Annotated in this window: 18 protein-coding genes; 14 read left to right on the top strand and 4 right to left on the bottom strand. The window is 39.0% G+C overall.

Features of this window, described 5'->3' with window-relative positions:
• Window positions 1-37 precede the first annotated feature (37 nt).
• Entirely contained in the window at window positions 38-1,879 is a 1,842-nt protein-coding gene (locus V3I05_RS08815; RefSeq protein WP_300732141.1) for a menaquinone biosynthesis decarboxylase, read from the top strand.
• Between the two features lie 670 nt (window positions 1,880-2,549).
• Here V3I05_RS08815 and V3I05_RS08820 read toward each other — a convergent pair.
• The 3 genes from V3I05_RS08820 to fliI form a co-directional block, all read right to left on the bottom strand.
• Window positions 2,550-3,530: an iron-sulfur cluster assembly scaffold protein gene (locus V3I05_RS08820; protein WP_295698218.1), complete on the bottom strand. Its 981-nt coding sequence runs from the start codon at window positions 3,528-3,530 to the stop codon at window positions 2,550-2,552.
• Between the two features lie 23 nt (window positions 3,531-3,553).
• Window positions 3,554-4,720, bottom strand: a complete 1,167-nt coding sequence (locus V3I05_RS08825; protein ID WP_295698215.1) for a NifS family cysteine desulfurase — start codon at window positions 4,718-4,720, stop codon at window positions 3,554-3,556.
• A 136-nt stretch (window positions 4,721-4,856) separates the two neighbouring features.
• The gene (gene fliI, locus V3I05_RS08830; RefSeq protein ID WP_300448962.1) at window positions 4,857-6,236 is read right to left on the bottom strand and encodes a flagellar protein export ATPase FliI; all 1,380 of its coding nucleotides are present in this window, start codon (window positions 6,234-6,236) and stop codon (window positions 4,857-4,859) included.
• 73 nt (window positions 6,237-6,309) lie between these two features.
• Between fliI and tig the strand changes: the two genes are divergently transcribed.
• Genes tig through V3I05_RS08860 form a run of 6 tightly spaced genes read left to right on the top strand, consistent with a single transcriptional unit; the run spans window position 6,310 to window position 11,795 of the window.
• Window positions 6,310-7,683 carry a trigger factor gene (gene tig, locus V3I05_RS08835; protein ID WP_300448964.1) on the top strand — a complete coding sequence of 458 codons (1,374 nt, stop codon included), beginning with the start codon at window positions 6,310-6,312 and terminating at the stop codon, window positions 7,681-7,683.
• Window positions 7,683-8,273 carry an ATP-dependent Clp endopeptidase proteolytic subunit ClpP gene (clpP, locus tag V3I05_RS08840; protein WP_295698207.1) on the top strand — a complete coding sequence of 197 codons (591 nt, stop codon included), beginning with the start codon at window positions 7,683-7,685 and terminating at the stop codon, window positions 8,271-8,273. Before tig ends, clpP begins: the two co-directional genes overlap by 1 nt.
• Before the next feature lie 28 nt (window positions 8,274-8,301).
• Window positions 8,302-9,474, top strand: coding sequence for a GGDEF domain-containing protein (locus V3I05_RS08845; protein WP_343353360.1), 1,173 nt, complete (start codon window positions 8,302-8,304; stop codon window positions 9,472-9,474).
• The gene (gene def / locus V3I05_RS08850) at window positions 9,437-9,964 is read left to right on the top strand and encodes a peptide deformylase (RefSeq protein WP_300448968.1); all 528 of its coding nucleotides are present in this window, start codon (window positions 9,437-9,439) and stop codon (window positions 9,962-9,964) included. Before V3I05_RS08845 ends, def begins: the two co-directional genes overlap by 38 nt.
• 2 nt (window positions 9,965-9,966) lie before the next feature.
• The gene (locus V3I05_RS08855; RefSeq protein WP_300448970.1) at window positions 9,967-11,502 is read left to right on the top strand and encodes a YifB family Mg chelatase-like AAA ATPase; all 1,536 of its coding nucleotides are present in this window, start codon (window positions 9,967-9,969) and stop codon (window positions 11,500-11,502) included.
• A 14-nt stretch (window positions 11,503-11,516) separates the two neighbouring features.
• Window positions 11,517-11,795, top strand: coding sequence for a metal-sensing transcriptional repressor (locus tag V3I05_RS08860; RefSeq protein ID WP_295698197.1), 279 nt, complete (start codon window positions 11,517-11,519; stop codon window positions 11,793-11,795).
• A gap of 258 nt (window positions 11,796-12,053) precedes the next feature.
• Here V3I05_RS08860 and V3I05_RS08865 read toward each other — a convergent pair whose 3' ends face one another.
• A complete protein-coding gene (locus tag V3I05_RS08865; RefSeq protein ID WP_343353362.1) occupies window positions 12,054-12,638 on the bottom strand; it encodes a hypothetical protein in 585 nt (194 codons plus the stop codon).
• A 211-nt stretch (window positions 12,639-12,849) separates the two neighbouring features.
• Between V3I05_RS08865 and V3I05_RS08870 the strand changes: the two genes are divergently transcribed.
• From V3I05_RS08870 to V3I05_RS08900, 7 genes are all read left to right on the top strand, one after another.
• The gene (locus V3I05_RS08870) at window positions 12,850-14,055 is read left to right on the top strand and encodes an HD domain-containing protein (RefSeq protein ID WP_295698191.1); all 1,206 of its coding nucleotides are present in this window, start codon (window positions 12,850-12,852) and stop codon (window positions 14,053-14,055) included.
• A 263-nt stretch (window positions 14,056-14,318) separates the two neighbouring features.
• Window positions 14,319-15,296, top strand: a complete 978-nt coding sequence (locus V3I05_RS08875; protein ID WP_343353363.1) for a glycosyltransferase family 2 protein — start codon at window positions 14,319-14,321, stop codon at window positions 15,294-15,296.
• A 324-nt stretch (window positions 15,297-15,620) separates the two neighbouring features.
• Window positions 15,621-15,950: a hypothetical protein gene (locus V3I05_RS08880; protein ID WP_295698186.1), complete on the top strand. Its 330-nt coding sequence runs from the start codon at window positions 15,621-15,623 to the stop codon at window positions 15,948-15,950.
• Complete coding sequence (locus V3I05_RS08885) at window positions 15,928-16,503, top strand: hypothetical protein (protein WP_343353365.1); 576 nt, start codon at window positions 15,928-15,930, stop codon at window positions 16,501-16,503. The genes V3I05_RS08880 and V3I05_RS08885 overlap by 23 nt, the downstream gene beginning before the upstream one ends.
• 39 nt (window positions 16,504-16,542) lie before the next feature.
• A complete protein-coding gene (locus tag V3I05_RS08890; protein ID WP_300600189.1) occupies window positions 16,543-17,013 on the top strand; it encodes a hypothetical protein in 471 nt (156 codons plus the stop codon).
• A 59-nt stretch (window positions 17,014-17,072) separates the two neighbouring features.
• Entirely contained in the window at window positions 17,073-17,306 is a 234-nt protein-coding gene (locus V3I05_RS08895) for a glycosyltransferase (protein WP_343353368.1), read from the top strand.
• Window positions 17,281-18,066 carry a glycosyltransferase family 2 protein gene (locus V3I05_RS08900; protein ID WP_300449045.1) on the top strand — a complete coding sequence of 262 codons (786 nt, stop codon included), beginning with the start codon at window positions 17,281-17,283 and terminating at the stop codon, window positions 18,064-18,066. The genes V3I05_RS08895 and V3I05_RS08900 overlap by 26 nt, the downstream gene beginning before the upstream one ends.
• The last annotated feature ends 1 nt before the right edge of the window (window position 18,067 follow it).

Raw genomic sequence — 18,067 nt, forward strand, 5'->3', positions numbered from 1 at the left:
TTTTATCCAAATCCACTCAATTTTATGGAGCTATTGAATGGCTTTAGATTCTGCTAAACTCATTGTATTTTTGCAATCTCATAATGAGTTAAAAATTATTGATGAGCCCCTTGATATTTATTTAGAAATCCCCCAACTTGCTTATATTGAAGTGAAAAAATCTACAAGTAAGGCGCTTCTTTTTACAAATCCTATATGTGCTAAAAGCGGCAAGAGATTTGATATACCTGTGTTAATGAATGTTTTTGGCTCACAAAAAAGGCTTGATTTGCTTTTAGATAAGCTCATACCGCAAATTGCACAGGATATTCGTAATCTCCTTGCATTCACTCCGCCAAAGGGCATAGGGCAGTTATTTAATAAGCTAAAAGAACTCTATACTTTGCGCTATGCCTTTCCCAAATACAGCAAAAAACGCGGTTTATGCCAAGAGATCGTGCAAATGGAGAATCTGAATCTTTTTGATTTGCCTGTTCTTACGACTTGGGAGAAAGATGGTGGGGCGTTTATCACTATGGGGCAAGTCTATACGCAGAATCTTCAAGGCACACAGAAAAATCTAGGAATGTATCGTTTGCAAGTGTATGATGAGACGCATTTAGGACTACATTGGCAGATTCACAAAGATTCACAGCATTTCTTTCATCAATACAAACAAGCTGGACAAAAAATGCCTGTGAGTATTGCACTTGGGGGTGATCCTCTGTATATTTGGTGCGGACAAGCTCCCTTGCCTATGGGGATTTTTGAGCTTATGCTTTATGGTTTCATACGAGCAAAAAAACCTGTGCTTTGTCCTTGCATTACTAATCCACTTTTTGTGCCAAATGATGTAGATATTGTAATTGAGGGTTGGGTAGATACTACACAAATGCGTGATGAAGGACCATTTGGCGACCATACAGGATTCTATACGCCTATTGAGCCTTATCCTGTGCTTGAAGTGAGCGCAATCACAATGCGCAAAAAACCTATTTTTCCTGCCACAATCGTTGGCAAACCTCCGCTTGAAGATAAATATATGGGCTATTTGACAGAGCGCGTATTTTTGCCATTATTGCAAACTACTGCACACGGCTTGATTGACTATCATATGCCAGAAAATGGTGTTTTTCATAATCTTATTTTTGCAAAAATCAAGCCTCAATATCCAAGCCACGCGCAGCAGATTATGCACAATTTTTGGGGTGTAGGGCAGATGAGTTTTGTAAAACACGCCATTTTTGTTGATGAAAATGCTCCAGATTTAACAGATTATGAATCCTTTGGCACTTATGTGTTAGAGCGATTTGCACCAGATAAATTACTGATTACAGAGGGAATCTGCGATGCACTCGATCATTCAAGCCCCACATTTGCGCACGGAGGCAAGCTAGGCATTGAGGCGATTACCCCCGTGAGCAAACCACATTTTAAAGCTTTAAGTGATGAGGAGTTATGGCAAAAATGCGCACATTTATTCCCAAATGCAAAGGGTTTGAAGCAGTATTTCACACACACGCCTAATCCTATTTGCATTGTTAGCGTGGATAAAAAAGATAATATTTTTAACGCACTTAAGGCAAATATGGCATATTTTGAGACATTACAATCACATTTAAGTATAGTGATTTTTGTAGATTCTATAAATAATGCCCTCGATAACCCCTATATGCTCACTTGGCGCATTGTGAATAATATCGATGCCAAGCGAGATATACTCATTGCTAGTAGCCTTGTGTTTATCGATGCGACACAAAAGGGCAAGTGCGATAGACATTTACGCGAATGGCCTATGGATACAAATTGCAATCCCGCTGTCATCAAACGATTGCAAGAGAAAGGTTTGCTTGATGATATAAATGAGGCATTTTTAGAAAAATATAGAATCTTAGATTAGATTCTTAATGTTATATTATTGTGGGATTTGAGCCAGTTTTATCTCTTGATGCGTACTAAAATGCCATACACTCTTGGTAGAAGGAAGGAAGTTCTGCAAGGATATATTTCGCGATTCTTTAAATTACCTATGCTTAAAAAATCCATTAAAGATAAGAATTATTGATTTAATAATCAAGTTTCATTTTTGTCTAGCGGATTGGTTTAAAGGAGTTAAATTTTAGCAATGGCTATTGCTTGATAAGATATTTTAAGAATATTTTGTCCTTATGAAGGCATCATTTTTTACTTTGTTTTTAGCATATATCCATCTTCTTATCTATTAAGTAGGTTAAAGATAAAAGACCTTTAAAAAAGTATGCGATAAGGGAAAGAACATATCTTTAAAAGCAGAGGAAGGCGGGGGTTTATCTTTTGCAGTGATTACCTCTCTCTTTCATCTCTAAAAGTATATAAAGGACACAAGCTTCGTGTTTTGTGGAGAGATTGGAAGAGTATTAATAATGGATTGTTTTTGAGGTAAAATAAGATTATCTTAAAAGTGAGTTATTCTCTGTGAATGGAGAGGAATGAAGCTACCGCTCTATTTTTATTTTTGTGTAATAAAATTGGCTTTTTGCTTGCGAATTAAGCATAAAAATCTGGGTTTCTATGCTTAATTGAATTTTAGCTTATATGGGTAGCACTCGTATGTGAGAATCTAGCTGTTCTTGGAGAACAGATTCTATCGCAAAAAGTGTGCCGGTAGCCCCACTCGCGCAGCCACTGCACGCGCCCAAATAGCGGATATACACATCAATATGCCCATCGCTTGTATCTTTAATGTCTAAAATCTCCATATCGCCTCCGTCCATCATCAGCATAGGGCGGATATTATCATCAATGACTTTATCAATACTCTTTACCTTTTGTACCATAGTCATTTCTTTGAAGGCTAGATTCCCCTCCGCGCCTTTTTGCACGACATTTTTGAGACTTTCTCTTTCCATTTCCTCACGCACTTGAGCAAGAATATCTACCAAATAATATTCCCTTTTCTCGTGTCCTCCAGGCTTGACACAGCTTTTGCAAAATGCCCCCGCCTTAGTATAATTAGTAATCTCCTCAACACTCTTTAAATCATTGAGTTTAATCACCTCTTTAATCGTAGAGAGACTAACTCTGGCACATTCACATACGATAATTTCATCTTCAAAGTCTTCTGCATCCTTGCCTAGATAGATTCCCGCAGCTTTTTTAATCACATCATACGCCATCACCGAGCAGTGCATTTTTTGCCCCGGCACAGCAGGTGTGTCAGGGTCATCACGCAAGGCGTGTTCGACATCAAGATTAGTGATTTTCACTGCTTCTTGCACCTTTTTTCCAAGACAAAGTTCTACCATCATATCGCTACTTGCGATTGCTGTCCCACAGCCAAAGCTTTTAAATTTCGCGTCAATGATTCTATCATCATTATCCACGAGCCAATACAGTCGCACTGCATCGCCACAGGATTCTGCGCCATAATCAGCTACGATAAGTTTCGCGCCTCGCTCATCAGCGTCCTTTTGTGTCAAAACCCCCAAATGTGTGGGGTTATCCATTCTCTCACTTACTTTGTTTGAGTAGGCGTCCCAAAGTGCGCCCCCGATTAAATCATTTTTTGCCATTTTGTTTTCCTTTTTTTGTTGTTTTATGCGTTATATGAGCTTGAAATTGCCCTTAGCCTTTCCACAGCTTTTTTAAAGACTTCTATGGTGTAGTCAATCTCCTCATTGGTGGTAAAGCGGCTTAAGGAGATTCTAATTGCCGTATGGGCTAATTCCTTATCTGCGCCGATAGCTACCATCACAGGATTTGCCTCTAAATCTTCACTCGCACAAGCGCTTCCGGTGGAGGCAGCAATCCCTGCTTTGTTTAAATCCCATAGCATAGCCTCGCCTTCAATGCCCCGCACACTAATAAGTGTAGTGTTTGGCACACGATTTTCCCTTGTGCCTACCACAAACACATCAGGGATAGATAAAAGCGCGTCCTCTAGCTTATCACGAAGTCTTCGCACTTCTGTGAGTTCAAAATCAAGGAATTGATGAGCTAGTCTCATCGCTTCGCCCATACCAACAATATAGGGGACGTTGAGTGTGCCTGAGCGTCTGCCCCTCATATGTTCCCCTCCGTGTAAAAGTGGTGTGAGCTCTACATTTTTGCGGATATATAATCCTCCAACGCCCTTAGGTCCGTGGAACTTATGTGCGCTAAAGCTTAGGAAATCCACCTGTGCCTTTTGCACATCAACGGGAATCTTCCCAATAGCTTGCACTGCGTCTGTGTGGAAAAGCACATCTTTTTCTTTGCAGAGCGCACCTATCTCTTCAATAGGGAAGATTAGCCCAGTTTCATTATTTGCCCACATAATGCTTACAAGCGCGGTATCATCTCTTAATGCCTCGCGCACTTGCTCTGCGGTGATTGTGCCATTTTGATTAATAGGCAGATAGGTTACCTCCACGCCAAGCGTTTCTAAGAAAGCACAAGTAGCACGCACAGCGGGGTGTTCCACCTCTGTGGTAACAATATGATTTTTGTTCTTATTGTATATTTTGTCAAAATATACGCCCTTAATCACCCAATTATTAGATTCTGTCGCGCAGCCTGTAATGATAATATCATCATTATCAGCGGCATTAATGCCATTGTAGAGATACTCAATAGCTTGTGCGATAGCTGGGTGGGTTTCCGTGCCGTATTTGTGAAGGCTATTTGGATTCCCAAATTTTTCACAAAAATATGGTTCCATCAGCGCTTTTATGCTTGGGTCAAGCATTGTCGTTGCGTTATTGTCTAAATAGACTCTTTTCATACTTTAACTCCTGGTTTGTGTTTGACATCGTATTAAAAAGTAAAGTTTATTTTAACCTTGCTAAGAAAGCGCTAGATTTTATCATTTTATAATTAATTTAATGTATATAGAAAGATATAAAAAGATAATAATTTATTTATTCACCCATAATACGCAAAAGTTCTTGTAAGGAAGATGTAAAATCCCATTTTTCGTCCATTTCTTGCTTTAAAAAAGATTCCATTAACGGACGTTTATTAATGGCTTCATCAAGTTCCGCATCAGATCCCTTTTGATATGCTCCAATGCGGATAATCACTTCATTTTCCTTAATGAGAGAGTATAATCGCCTGAATTTCCGCACAGCCTGCAAATGTTCGGGTGTAATGATGTCATTAATAAGACGTGAGGCAGAGGCAAGAATATTGATAGGTGGGTAAATCCCCATATCTGTCAAATCGCGATTTAACACGATATGCCCATCAAGTATAGAGCGGCTTTGGTCTGCGATGGGATCGCTTAAGTCATCGCCTTCCACAAGCACGGTAAAAAATGCAGTAATAGAGCCTATGCCATCTTCCTTGCCCGCACGTTCCATCAGTTGAGGCAATAATGTCAGCACAGATGGTGGATAGCCCTTGCTTGTTGGCGGTTCTCCTAAGGCTAAGCCGATTTCACGCTGTGCCATAGCAAAGCGCGTTACAGAATCCATAATGAAAAGCACATCATTGCCTTGAGATTTAAAATACTCGGCTATTGCCATTGCGCTAAATGCGCCATACTTACGCATAAGCGGGGAATCATCGCTAGTTGCCACCACAAGAATGGTATTTGTCAAATCATCATTAAGATTCTTGTGTATAAATTCAGGGACTTCTCTGCCTCTCTCACCAATGAGCGCAATAACCTTAATTGGTGCATTTGAACCACGCACTATCATGCCCATAAGCGTAGATTTTCCCACACCTGAACCAGCAAAAATGCCCATTTTTTGCCCTTTACCACAAGTGAGGATAGAATCAATAGACTTTACGCCCACTTCAAACACCTCATCGATTAAGCCACGTTTGAGCGCACCAATGGGGGAGCGCATAAGCGGTGTAGCGGCTGTGGCATTAAGCGCACCCTTACCATCGATAGGCTCTCCTAGCGGATTCACAACCCTCCCTAAAATATGCTTTCCCACAGGGATTTGTAAGCCCGGATTAAGAATCTCCACTCTATCGCCACATTTATGCCCCTCGGTAAATGAAAAAGGACTGATAAAAAAATGCTCTCCCTCAATGGCTATAACCATACCCAAGCTGTGAGTGCGAGACAGAGAAGTATGCTGTTTAATTGGCTTATTATGATGGGCTTTATTGGATTTTGAAAAATGTTTATTATTATAAGAAGGAAGAATTTTGACAATATCTCCCACAGATGGTTTTACTCCATCGGCTACAAGCATATTTTGCATTACTTTTACTAAATGTCCATAGCTTGGGGAAAGATTGATATTGTTTTGGAGCTTTTGCTTGATTTGAGATAATGGCATTATAAAACCTACTTTTAAGATTTTTTATTATAGAATACCAAATTATACTTTTTTATTTGATTAAGGAAGCCTAATGAATTTCACAACAAAACGCACAAACAACGCTAATGCCATTGTTGATGGTAAAATTGCACTTAAGGTGCTCGAGACGAAAATGGAAGGAGTTGTTAAAAAGATTGCAAAGAGTGTCAAGATTGATGGATTTAGGAAGGGCAAGGTCCCTGCAAAAGTCATTAAAACACGCTATAAAGAGCAGGTTGAGCAAGATGCACAACAAGCAGCAATACAAGATATATTAGAATCTGCACTCAAGGAGCTTGGCATCGCCCCAAATGCGCTTATTGGCAATCCTATAATTTCTAAATTTGATAAAGGTGAAAGTGATATAGAACTTGAAATTAAATTAAGCATAATGCCTACATTTGAGCTTGATAAGGTCGAGGAATATGTGCCTGAAGTGAAGTTAAAGGTTATTACGAAAGCACAAATAGATGAGCGTTTGGAAGAAATTGCCAAAAATCGCGCGCCTTTAAGCGAAATAGTAGAGGATAGGGCATTACAAAAAGATGATACAGCAAATATTGATTTTGAAGGATTTATTGATGGAAAAGCATTTGATGGCGGCAAGGGAGAGAATTTCAATCTTGTTATTGGTTCTAATCAATTTATTCCGGGATTTGAGGACGCGCTTATTGGTATGAAAAAGGGTGAGAAACGCACGATACAGGTTACATTTCCAGCAGAGTATCAAGCTGCGCATTTAGCGGGTAAGGAGGCGAGTTTTGAGGTAAGCTTGCATAAGATTCTGCAAAAAGATAAAGTAAAAATTGATGAGGACTTTGCTAAGAGTATTGCCGGAGAGGAAGCTACGCTTGAGACACTAAAAAGCGACATAAAAGCACAGCTTGAAATGGAGCAAAAAAATGAGCTTTATAATAAGGAATTAAAAGAGCAACTTATAGGGGCATTGCTAAAAAATATATCCTTTGATTTACCTGAACTAATTGTAGAGCAAGAGATGGACATACTCTTTAGAAACACTCTCTCTAAATTTGCACCAGAATCTTTTGAAAAACTTAAAAATAATGAAGAGGAAGCAAAGAGGCAGCGCGAACTCCAACGTGATGAAGCGCAAAAAAGTGTGCAAATTACCTTTATTATGGACGCTTTAGCAAAGAAATATAATATTATTATTGATGATAATGAAGTGCTGCAAACTATTTATTATGAAGCGATGATGATGGGGCAGGACCCACGCGCAGTATTAGAGCATTATCAAAAAAATAATCTTGTCCCTGCAATTAAAATGACTATGATTGAGGATAGAGTGCTACAATACTTACTTGACCAAAAATTTGAAAGTGGAAAAAATAATGCAAAAAAGGCAGATTCGGCTAGCACAACAGAATCTCACTCAAAGTCTAAAACAGCCAAAAAGGATTCATAATGAGTGTTTATATTCCCTATGTGATTGAACGTACAGGGCGAGGGGAGCGTAGTTATGATATTTACTCACGTCTACTTAAAGACCGCATTATTTTGTTGAGTGGTGAAATTAATGACCACGTAGCCTCTTCTATTGTCGCACAACTACTTTTTTTAGAGGCAGAGGACCCCGATAAAGATATTAATTTTTATATCAATTCACCCGGTGGTGTGATTACAAGCGCCTTTAGCATTTATGATACGATGAACTATATTCGCTCTGATATTAGCACAATTTGCATTGGACAGGCCGCGTCTGCTGGGGCATTCCTCCTTAGCTCTGGCACAAAGGGGAAGCGATTTTCCCTACCAAACTCACGCATTATGATTCATCAGCCTTTAGGTGGTGCACAAGGACAGGCTACGGATATTGAGATTCAGGCAAAGGAGATTTTGCGTTTAAAGCAAACACTTAATGAGATTATGGCACAAAACACAGGACAAAGTGTTGAAAAGATCAGTCTTGATACAGAACGCGATTTTTTTATGAGTGGTGAGGAAGCTAAAAAATATGGATTGGTTGATGAGATTCTAACCAAAAGTTTAAAATGATGAATAGGTCAGTATTTATGGAGGTGCTATGATGGATCTAAATGGATTAGACTTAGATATTGGGAATAATGATTTTTTTGGGGGGCTTGATGATACAGAGCTTGGAATTATGAAGAAAGGTCAGCAAAAACAAGGTGGAAACGCTCCTGTCAATCTAGCTGAAACAACACAAAAACTCACATCTATTTCTAAACAGGCATTAGAAGCTTTAGAAAAAGATGCGATTTTACCATTACCTGAAAATTTTGAAGCCTATTTTGAGAAAACGCTTTCGCAAGAGCAAGACGAAGATATAAGGGAAAAAATTAGAGCGATGATTGAGAGCAGCAATCACGATTCGCGTTTGATTGCGCTTGAGAAAATATTTAATGACAATTTTGCTACATTGAAAAATGTGTTAGAGCATTTGCTGGTGTTATGTAAGCATATGTCTGCTATGGAAAGCAACACAAAAGACCGCTTAGCAGAAATTACGGAAATCACAAATCCGCTTGGCGCACAAAATGCCATCAAAGTGCTTATAAATGAGATTAGGGGATTCCACAAACAAATTGTCAAAGAAGCAGATTATGTATCACGTGCTTATCGTGATATGTATAATAAATCTTCTCTAGCCAAAAATGGAGCTATGTATGATACGATATTAGGTATATATACGCGATCATTTTTAATGCAGGCTATCGAAACAGAATGTAAGAATGGCAGAGAGTTTCCTAGACATTGTGCAGTCATAGTTTTTGCTCCTTCTAAAGAATTTGCAAGGCAACTTAATGACAAGAATAAGCTTATAACAGCCTTTAAAAATATTGCTAAGATTGTTTCTAAAAATATTGGTGCGAAGGATATTGTGTCTTATTTGGGTGAGGGGCGCTTTGGTATGTTGCTCAAAAATGTGCAGCTTGAAGGAGCGGTGCAATTATGCGAAGATGTCATTAGAAGATGTAAAGAAACAAATATTTTTATTGGTGATATGGAATTGCAATTACAAATTGTTATGGGCGGCGTAACACTTGATGTAAATAAAACCCCTGATATATTACTAGAAGAAGCAAAAGAGCATTTACAAGAAGCAATAAAGGAGGGTGAAACACTAAAAATCACTCAAAAGCAATCTAAGAAAAATGCTTCTTCGGATTCCGAAGATGATTTTGAAATACCCGGAGATGATCTTGGCGACCTTGGCGATTTTGACTTATCCTAATCCTAAGTTACGAGAGAAATCCACGCCTATAAAGGATTTTGATGAAAAGCTCCATACATTCCTTGATGATATGTATGATACGATGATGGAGCGTAAAGGCGTAGGTTTAGCCGCGATACAAGTAGGAGTGCCAAAGCAGATTCTTATCATCAATATTCCACGCGAGGAAGATAATCTACAACACAAAGAGGATTTGCTAGAAATTATTAATCCCACATTTTTAGTGCAAGAAGAAAGCATAGATTGGGAGGAGGGCTGTCTGTCCGTGCCTGATTTTTTTGAAAATGTGAAACGCTTTAATAAAGTATCCATTGCTTACAAAGATAGATATGGCAATGACAAGATTCTAAAGGCAGAGGGCTTTCTTGCTGTGGCGATTCAGCACGAAATAGACCATTTAAATGGTATTCTTTTCGTCGATAAGCTTCCTATTTTGAGACGTAAAAAATTTGAACAAGCATTAAAGAAGTGCAAAAATGCTAAGGATTAATAGTGGTTCAAACAATCCTTAGTGCTACAAGTTTTGGCACAAGTGCAAAAATCGTTGAGGTGGAAGCCTCCTACACAAAGGGTCTGCCTCAATTTAATATTACTGGGCTTGTCCATAGCTCCATACAAGAATCTAAGCAACGTGTCCAATCTGCCCTCACTAATAGCGGCATTACCCTTTCTCCTCTTAAGATTAATGTCAATCTCTCGCCCTCTGATATGCCAAAGAGCGGAGGGCATTTTGATTTGCCTATCGCTCTTGCATTGCAAAAAGCTTCACAGGATAATACACAATGGTTTGCCTTTGGCGAGCTTGGGCTTGATGGGAGCGTAAAATATCTTGATTCTATTTTTCCGCTTTTGCTTGATATTGCGCTTTTGTATCCTAATGCAAGGGTGTTTGTGCCCTATACGGCAAAGGACTTGCTAAGCCCTATTCCTAATCTTGACTTTTATTTTATCTCACATCTAAAAGAAGCAATAGATATACTCAATAATCCAGAATCTGCTCCCTTAGAATCTTATAATATGCAGCCCACTTTAGAGACATTTAAGGGCTTTAAGTCTATGGAGATTGAAGGGGAAAAATATTATTATAATGATAGTTTTGAATATGATTTTAGCGATGTCAAGGGGCAAAATATCGCTAAACGCGCTGCACTTATCGCTGCTGCAGGATTCCATAATTTCATTATGGAAGGCTCACCTGGCTGTGGAAAGAGTATGATTGCCAAGCGGCTTTTATATATCTTGCCTCCAAGCTCCCTGCAAGAGATGATAGAGAATGTAAAATCCCAAGCGCTCAATAAGCAAAACGCACAATACACGCCCTTACGCCCCTTTCGCAATCCCCATCAAAGCGCAAGCAAATCAAGTATTCTAGGCTCAGCAACACAATTTGAAGCCAAGCCCGGAGAGATTGCCCTAGCGCATAATGGCATTTTGTTTTTTGATGAATTGCCTCATTTTAAGCGTGATATTTTAGAATCTTTGCGTGAGCCGCTTGAGAATAATAAGCTTGTTATCTCACGTGTGCATTCTAAGCTTGAGTATGATACAAGTTTTATGTTTGTCGCTGCGATGAATCCCTGCCCTTGCGGGAATCAGTTAAGCAAAACTAAAGAATGCCGCTGTCAAGATAGGGAGATTAACGCATATCGTGCGCGATTATCCCAGCCCCTGCTTGATAGAATCGATATTTCTATACAAATGAATAAGAATGAAGAGGATAAGAGCGAGGTAAATACAGGGTTAGATTCCCAAAGTATGCAAAAAATGGTCTTTGATGCTTTCACTATGCAAAAGGCAAGGGGGCAAGTGGCACTAAATGGTAAGCTTGAGGAAAAGGATATTGATATCGTTTGTCGGCTTGATGGGGAGTGTCTAAAGCTACTCCATCAAGCAAGTGAGCGATATGCCCTCTCACATCGTGCGCAAAATAAAGTCAAAAAACTTGCACGCACGATTGCCGATTTAGCTAAGACAAAGGAGATTAATAAATCGCATATACTCGAAGCCCTTAGCTATCGCAGAATCTAATCGAAGGAGTTTATATGCCTGAACACTCTACACAAGATATTCATAAACGATTAAAAAAAGTGATAGGACAGCTTAATGGTATCGATAAAATGATAAATGATAATGCGCCTTGTCCTGATGTGCTTATCCAGCTTAATGCGGCTAAGAGCGCGATACATAAAGTTGGGCAAATCGTGCTTGAAGGGCATATCAATCATTGTGTGCGCGATAGTATATGCGATGAAAAGGGCGATATTGATAAGACCTTACATGAGCTTGCTAAGGCTATTGAGCATTTTTCACGAATGAGCTAGATTCTATTATGCCTTTGCGGTGGTGAAATACAACAGCGCAGAAATGATAGACTAGAGATTTTAAAATCTTAAAGAAACTTTTAGGCAATCCATAAGCCTTAAAAAAAGAAATGTGTAAAATAATGTCTCTAAAAAATGGAGATAAAGGTAAGATATCTCTGGTAATGAGGAACACGAGAGAAAAGAGAAAAAAAGAAAGCGTTAAAGCGTTCAAGGCTATTTAGCCTCGTATAAACTGAAGAAGCCTTTAGTTTTTTCTTAAATCTCCTCCAAACCTACCTGCCCATTAACAGCATTTGTAAATCCTACAAGTGTTCCATTATTGCTTAATGTATCTATGTTTCCTTGAGCACTATTTGTAAATTGAGTTATAGTTGCATTTTGAGCATTAGTAAATGTTCCCACAGAACCACCTTGATTATCAAAGCTATCTATTTGTTTATTATTTGTAAATGTATCAAGTTTGCCTTCATCTGCTTGGGCATTAGGATTTACATTTACAAATCCTTTAATATGTCCATCATTGGTGCCATCTTTGATATGTCCTTGGTTACTTATAGAATCTATGGTTCCATTCGTGGTATTGCTGATATTTGTGATTGTCCCTTCATTATTTTCGCCCGTAATCGTGCAAAATGTGTTGTTATTATTGAGATTCTGTATATCTCCACCGGCATTATTGGTAATGTCTTTATATTGGTTTCGTGCTATTGGTGAGCGTGGTTCTGCTGCCGGAGTTTGAGCCAGTAGTGAGAGTGCCAGTATTTGTGATATTTCCGGCTTGAGTGTTTGTTTGGTTATTAAAGTTCGTGAGTGTCCCGGTGGTATTGTTGTAGTTATCATTAAAAGGTTGTGATCATCCCTTGATTATCAAAATTTTACAAATTTGTAGAGGCATTTAGCACAGAATTTATAGTGCTTAAGTTGCTTGCTAGATTATTTAAGGTAAAACGTTTTTAGATACTTAAGCATCAAAAAACCATTGGATATTTTGAATTTTATTAAGAAAAAAGTATTATTTTGCCATATTTTACTTTCTGCATAAAGGAATGCTATGGATTCTCAATACAAAGCCCCGCGTTTAAGTGCAGCATTGCTGAAGCGAATCTTTGTGGCGGCAAGTATCCGCCGATGGAATGACCAAGCCACGCCTGTGGAGCTTGTAGAGCTTGATAAACAAGCGCATAAAATTGTGATTGCCTATATTTTGGCAAAGTATGAGGAAAATCGCGGCGTGAGCATTGACTGGGAAAGGTTGATATTGCAATTTTGCTTTGAATTTTTTGAACGTATTGTTTTGACAGATATTAAGCCCCCTGTGTTTCATCAGCTCCGCCGCTCGCATAATAAGGAGCTAGTGGAATTTGTATATGCGCAGCTGCAAGATGAATTGAGCAATTATGAATTTTTCCCTTTGATGAAAGAGTATTTGATAAGCTCAAAAGACAATATCGAAAGGCAGATTCTCAAAGCCTCGCATTATTATGCTTCTAAATGGGAGTTTGATATTATCTATCATTTTAATCCTTATATGTATGATGTGCAGCATATTAGAAATGAGCTAAATAAGGAGGTGGAGGAGCATTATCATCTAGCGGGTATGCAGCAGATTATGCTTTATGAAAATGTGCGAGAGCTTATAGCGATGTTTGGGCAGCTTAGATTCCAAAAGCGCTGGAGTCAAACGCCTAGAATCCCCGCTACTTCGGTTCTGGGGCATACGCTTATAGTGGCTTTGAGTGCGTATTTAGTGAGCCTTGATATAGGCTGCTGTGAAAAAATGCGTATTAACCACTTCCTTTGCGGGCTTTTCCACGATTTACCTGAGATACTCACACGTGATATTATCTCGCCTATTAAACGCAGTGTTAAGGGGCTTGATAAACTGATTAAAGAAATAGAGGAAGAGGCGGTGCAAAAGAAGATTCTTGCTATTGTCCCGCCTAATATCGCAGAGGATATACGATATTTTACACAAAATGAGTTTGCTAATCGTTATATCATAGAATCTTTCCCACACAACGCTACAAGTGGCGAGGAGCTAATGGAGAATTTTAACCTTAATGAATACAATGGCATATATGGGGAGTTCTTAAAGATTTTTGATAATCTAAGCGCGTATTTAGAGGCAAAAATTTCTATCAGTCACGGAATCTCTAGCGATGATTTGGTCAGTGGTGCGGCAGGAATCTATGATAAATGCGCCCATAGGGTGATACAAAATGTCGATGTGGGTAAGCTCTTTAGGGATTTTGTATAGAGATTTAGTAGTTTCTAAGTATAGAGGCATTACAATCCGCTCTTGTGTGATAAAGCGCTTGTGGGAATAAATGGCGCAAAAGGTTTTAGCAGTGCATAGTATAGAAATATGCAAAAATATAAGGAGATAAAATGACATATTATATCTTTGCCACTTCTTTCATCACCCCCCCCCCCGTTAAAAAATAGTAAGATTCTCTACTTTATTATCTTTTTTTCTTTTTCTATTATTTTGCAATTTTTGCTTCCGCAGAGGAGCGTGTAATGCGCCTTTGTGTTGTGATACCCGCATATAATGAAGGGGCGGTGCTTAGGCAAACACACACAGAGATGAGCACGATTTTAGAATCTTTAGCCCAAAAGGGTGAGATTGCTAAAGATAGCTTTATATGTTTTGTCGATGATGGAAGCAAGGATAGGACTTGGGAGATTCTCCAATCTCTTGCACAGGAGCAAAATGGTTTGATTGCAAGTAGTGGCATAAAGCTTTCAAGAAATTGCGGACATCAAAATGCGCTTTTAGCCGGATTAGAATATGTGGCTGATAAATGCGATTATGCCTTGAGTATTGATTGTGATTTGCAAGATGATATTAGTGTGATAGATACATTTATAGAAAAGGCTAAGAGAGGGGTGGAAGTGGTTTTGGGGGTAAGAAAATCACGCAATAAAGATAGCTTTTTTAAAAAATATAGCGCGTTAGGATTCTATAAACTTATGGCGTTTATGGGGGTGAAAATCACCTATAATCACGCCGACTATCGGCTGCTCTCATCTCGTGCGATTTCTGCACTTTTAAGCTTTAAAGAGCGGAATTTATTTTTGCGCGGTATCGTGCCTTTGCTAGGATTTAAAAGCGATAGGGTGGAGTACGATAGGCTAGAGCGATTGGCGGGGGAGAGTAAATATCCATTGTTTAAAATGCTCTCTTTTGCGTGGAATGGCATTACAAGCTTTAGTGTAATGCCTTTAAGAATAGTGAGTATGCTAGGCATTGCATTTTTTATACTCTCTTTAGGGCTAGGGCTATATGCGCTTTATGTAAAGCTTTTTACCGATGGGGTAGTGTATGGCTGGGCTTCAACGATTATTCTACTATGCTTTTTTAGCGGGATTCAGCTTTTGAGTTTAGGGGTGATTGGCGAGTATGTGGGCAAAATCTATGCAGAGACAAAGGGGCGCCCACGATACTTTATAGAAGAGATTGCCAATCCACAAAAAAACACATCAAACAATAAATAAGTTTCTAAGGGAATTTGAGATACATTCCTAACTTTTTAGATTAAAGGAGCTTATAATGAATACTCAAATGACCCATAACGTGGGGGTGGGGGCAGCAGCTATTAGCTAAAGCTCCACTCTATTGGCAAATAGCCTTTATTGCCTTTGTATGTCTATAGTATAGGCATAATCTGGATTTAGCGTCATTGATGACCATACTTTGCTTCACACACTTTTTGTAGATAAACCCATTGGATTTTTTATCCAGCCTAGCATAGGGAGATTCTATCCGTTAGATGGGCAGGATTAAACATTCTAAGCCTACTATTTGGCACGAGTGCCTATGTGTTTTATACATTCAATGCCCTTTGCGTGTGGGTGGTTATCTTTGCATTGCGCTATGCTTTAAGAGTGTTTTTACGCGAGATAACAGAATCTGCAGATATTAACTCCTCTAAAATATATTATGTCGTGGATATATTGCTTATCTTATTGCTTCTTTCCCCTGCATTTATTAGCTCGTGGCTTCGGCTTTTTGTGCCTGAACGTATGGAATTTGTCTTTTTGAGCCTATTTTTGATGTGCTATGCCTTTGTATTAGGCAATCATCGCAAGATATATGTAAATATCGCGCTTATTTCTGGGGCGCTATGTGCTAATAGCAATGTATTATAAAGAGAGTGCTTTTGCATTTCTTTGTGCCTTTGGTTTTATACATTTATGTTGTATGCATAAAGGCAAAAAATCTTGCAAGATTCAAACAAAAATCTTTGATTATGGACTGATAGTGGGTGCAATTATATGGTTTGCTGTGTATATGGTGGTTGTTTTAATACAAAAAGGTGAGAGTGGATTTTACGGAAAAAGTCCCTATAATGCCCTGCTTGTATTTGCAAAGGCACTTTTTACCAATATATGCAGTGAGCCATTTTTGTATGGTATTACTTTTGGCGGCTTTCTGTATAGAATCTATGCCGTGCTGCTAAAGAAATCTCCCCTTAATCCATTGTTTGATGCGAGTATTTGGGGCAGTGCGATTTTACTCCTTGAATATGCGATTCTTAGGATTGTTTCCTATCACTATGTGCTTCCTGCATATATTTTTGGTTTAGTTGTTATAGGGGCTGGTTTTTTGCTGTGGTGGCGGGATAAATGGGCGAAGACTCTCTTTATTTTATGTGGCATTATGTTTGTTGGGAATACCTGCTTTACTTGGGTTTATTTATGAGCGCATTATAAGTTTGTCCCGCAAAATTTTCAGGCTACATTGGCATTTGTGAGTGATTACACACATAAGCACCCCCAAACAAGAATTTATTTAGAATCTGTGGATAGAGTGAGTAATGTAGAGGTGTATCATAGCTTTGGCAAGTGGCTTGAGCACTATGGGGCGAGGGATTTTGATTTGCTCTCAAGCGATGAAGTTGATGAGCGTTTTCACGCATTTGCTAAAGAGGGCGAGCGGAGTGTGTTTAAAAGTATGGAGGCTATGCCTAAGCAAAGTGGGGATATAGTGATACTTACCCCCTATGCTTCACAATATATCACCAAAGAAGCGATAAGCAAGAAGTATGAGCTACTCTTTAGCGCGGAGTATGGCTATAATGTGCCGCCTTTGGGATTAAAAGCATTTCTTAAATCTGCTCTGTTGTATCTAGGAATCTTAAAGGGTGATATGATACTTTCACATAATGCTTATGGATTGCCGCTGCATTTTTATGTCCTAAGAGTGCCTTGATAGAAAATTTGCTATAATCGCCCATTTGTATTTAGAGATAAAAGACAATGGAGGCAAAAGTGGCAAAACTCTCTCTTATTTGTCCTTGCTATAATGAAGCAGAGAATCTCTCTGCATTTTGTGAGCATATTTTTGTAGTGTTTGCAGATATTATAAAGACGTATCCTCAAAGTGCATTTGAATGTATTTTTATTAACGATGGTAGCACGGATTCTACCCTATCTATGCTATGTGCATTGCAAAATATGAAGAGCGATTTGCACAATAATGCTTTTTTGCCCCCCCCCTGCTGAATGCGAAATAAAAATCATTGATTTTTCACGTAATTTTGGCAAAGAGAGTGCCATATATGCTGGCTTACAGGCGAGTAGTGGCGATTGTGTGGCGCTTATTGATGTGGATTTGCAAGACCCGCCTTCAATGCTAAAGGATATGTTTGCAAAATGGCATAGTAAAGAGGCTGATGTGATTTATGCTAGACGTATTTCGCGCACAGGAGAGGGCTTTATCCGTGCGAAGCTAAGTCAGTGTTTTTATATGCTAAGTAATCTTATCTCCGCGGTGCGTTTAGAATCTGGCGTGAGGGATTTTCGTCTTATGGATAGGCAGGTAGTCAATGCGCTTTTAAAGATGAGTGAGTATCATCGATTCTCAAAGGCTATGTTTGAATGGGTGGGATTTAAAAGAGTAGGTTTAGCGTATGAATATATCCCCCGCACACAAGGTAGTAGTGGCTGGAGCTTTTGGAAATTGTTTAAATACGCCATTGAAGGCTTTGTGAGCTTTAGCACTATGCCTTTGCGTATTGCCTTTGTGCTTGGGCTTGTGATGAGTGTTTTAAGTTTAGGCTATGGCTGCTATGCCATTATTAGCACATTGATTTTTCATAATGCTGTGGCTGGTTGGACATCACTTGTGGCGTGGATAGCCTTTTTGGGAGGGGTGCAGCTCATCATTTTAGGGATTATTGGCGAATACATAGCGCGTATTTACGAGCAGGTGAAATCTCGCCCTATCTATATAGAAAAGCAGCCAAGGGATACTAAGGATTGAT

This window comes from Helicobacter mastomyrinus (assembly GCF_039555295.1).
Classification (GTDB): Bacteria; Campylobacterota; Campylobacteria; order Campylobacterales; family Helicobacteraceae; genus Helicobacter_C; species Helicobacter_C mastomyrinus.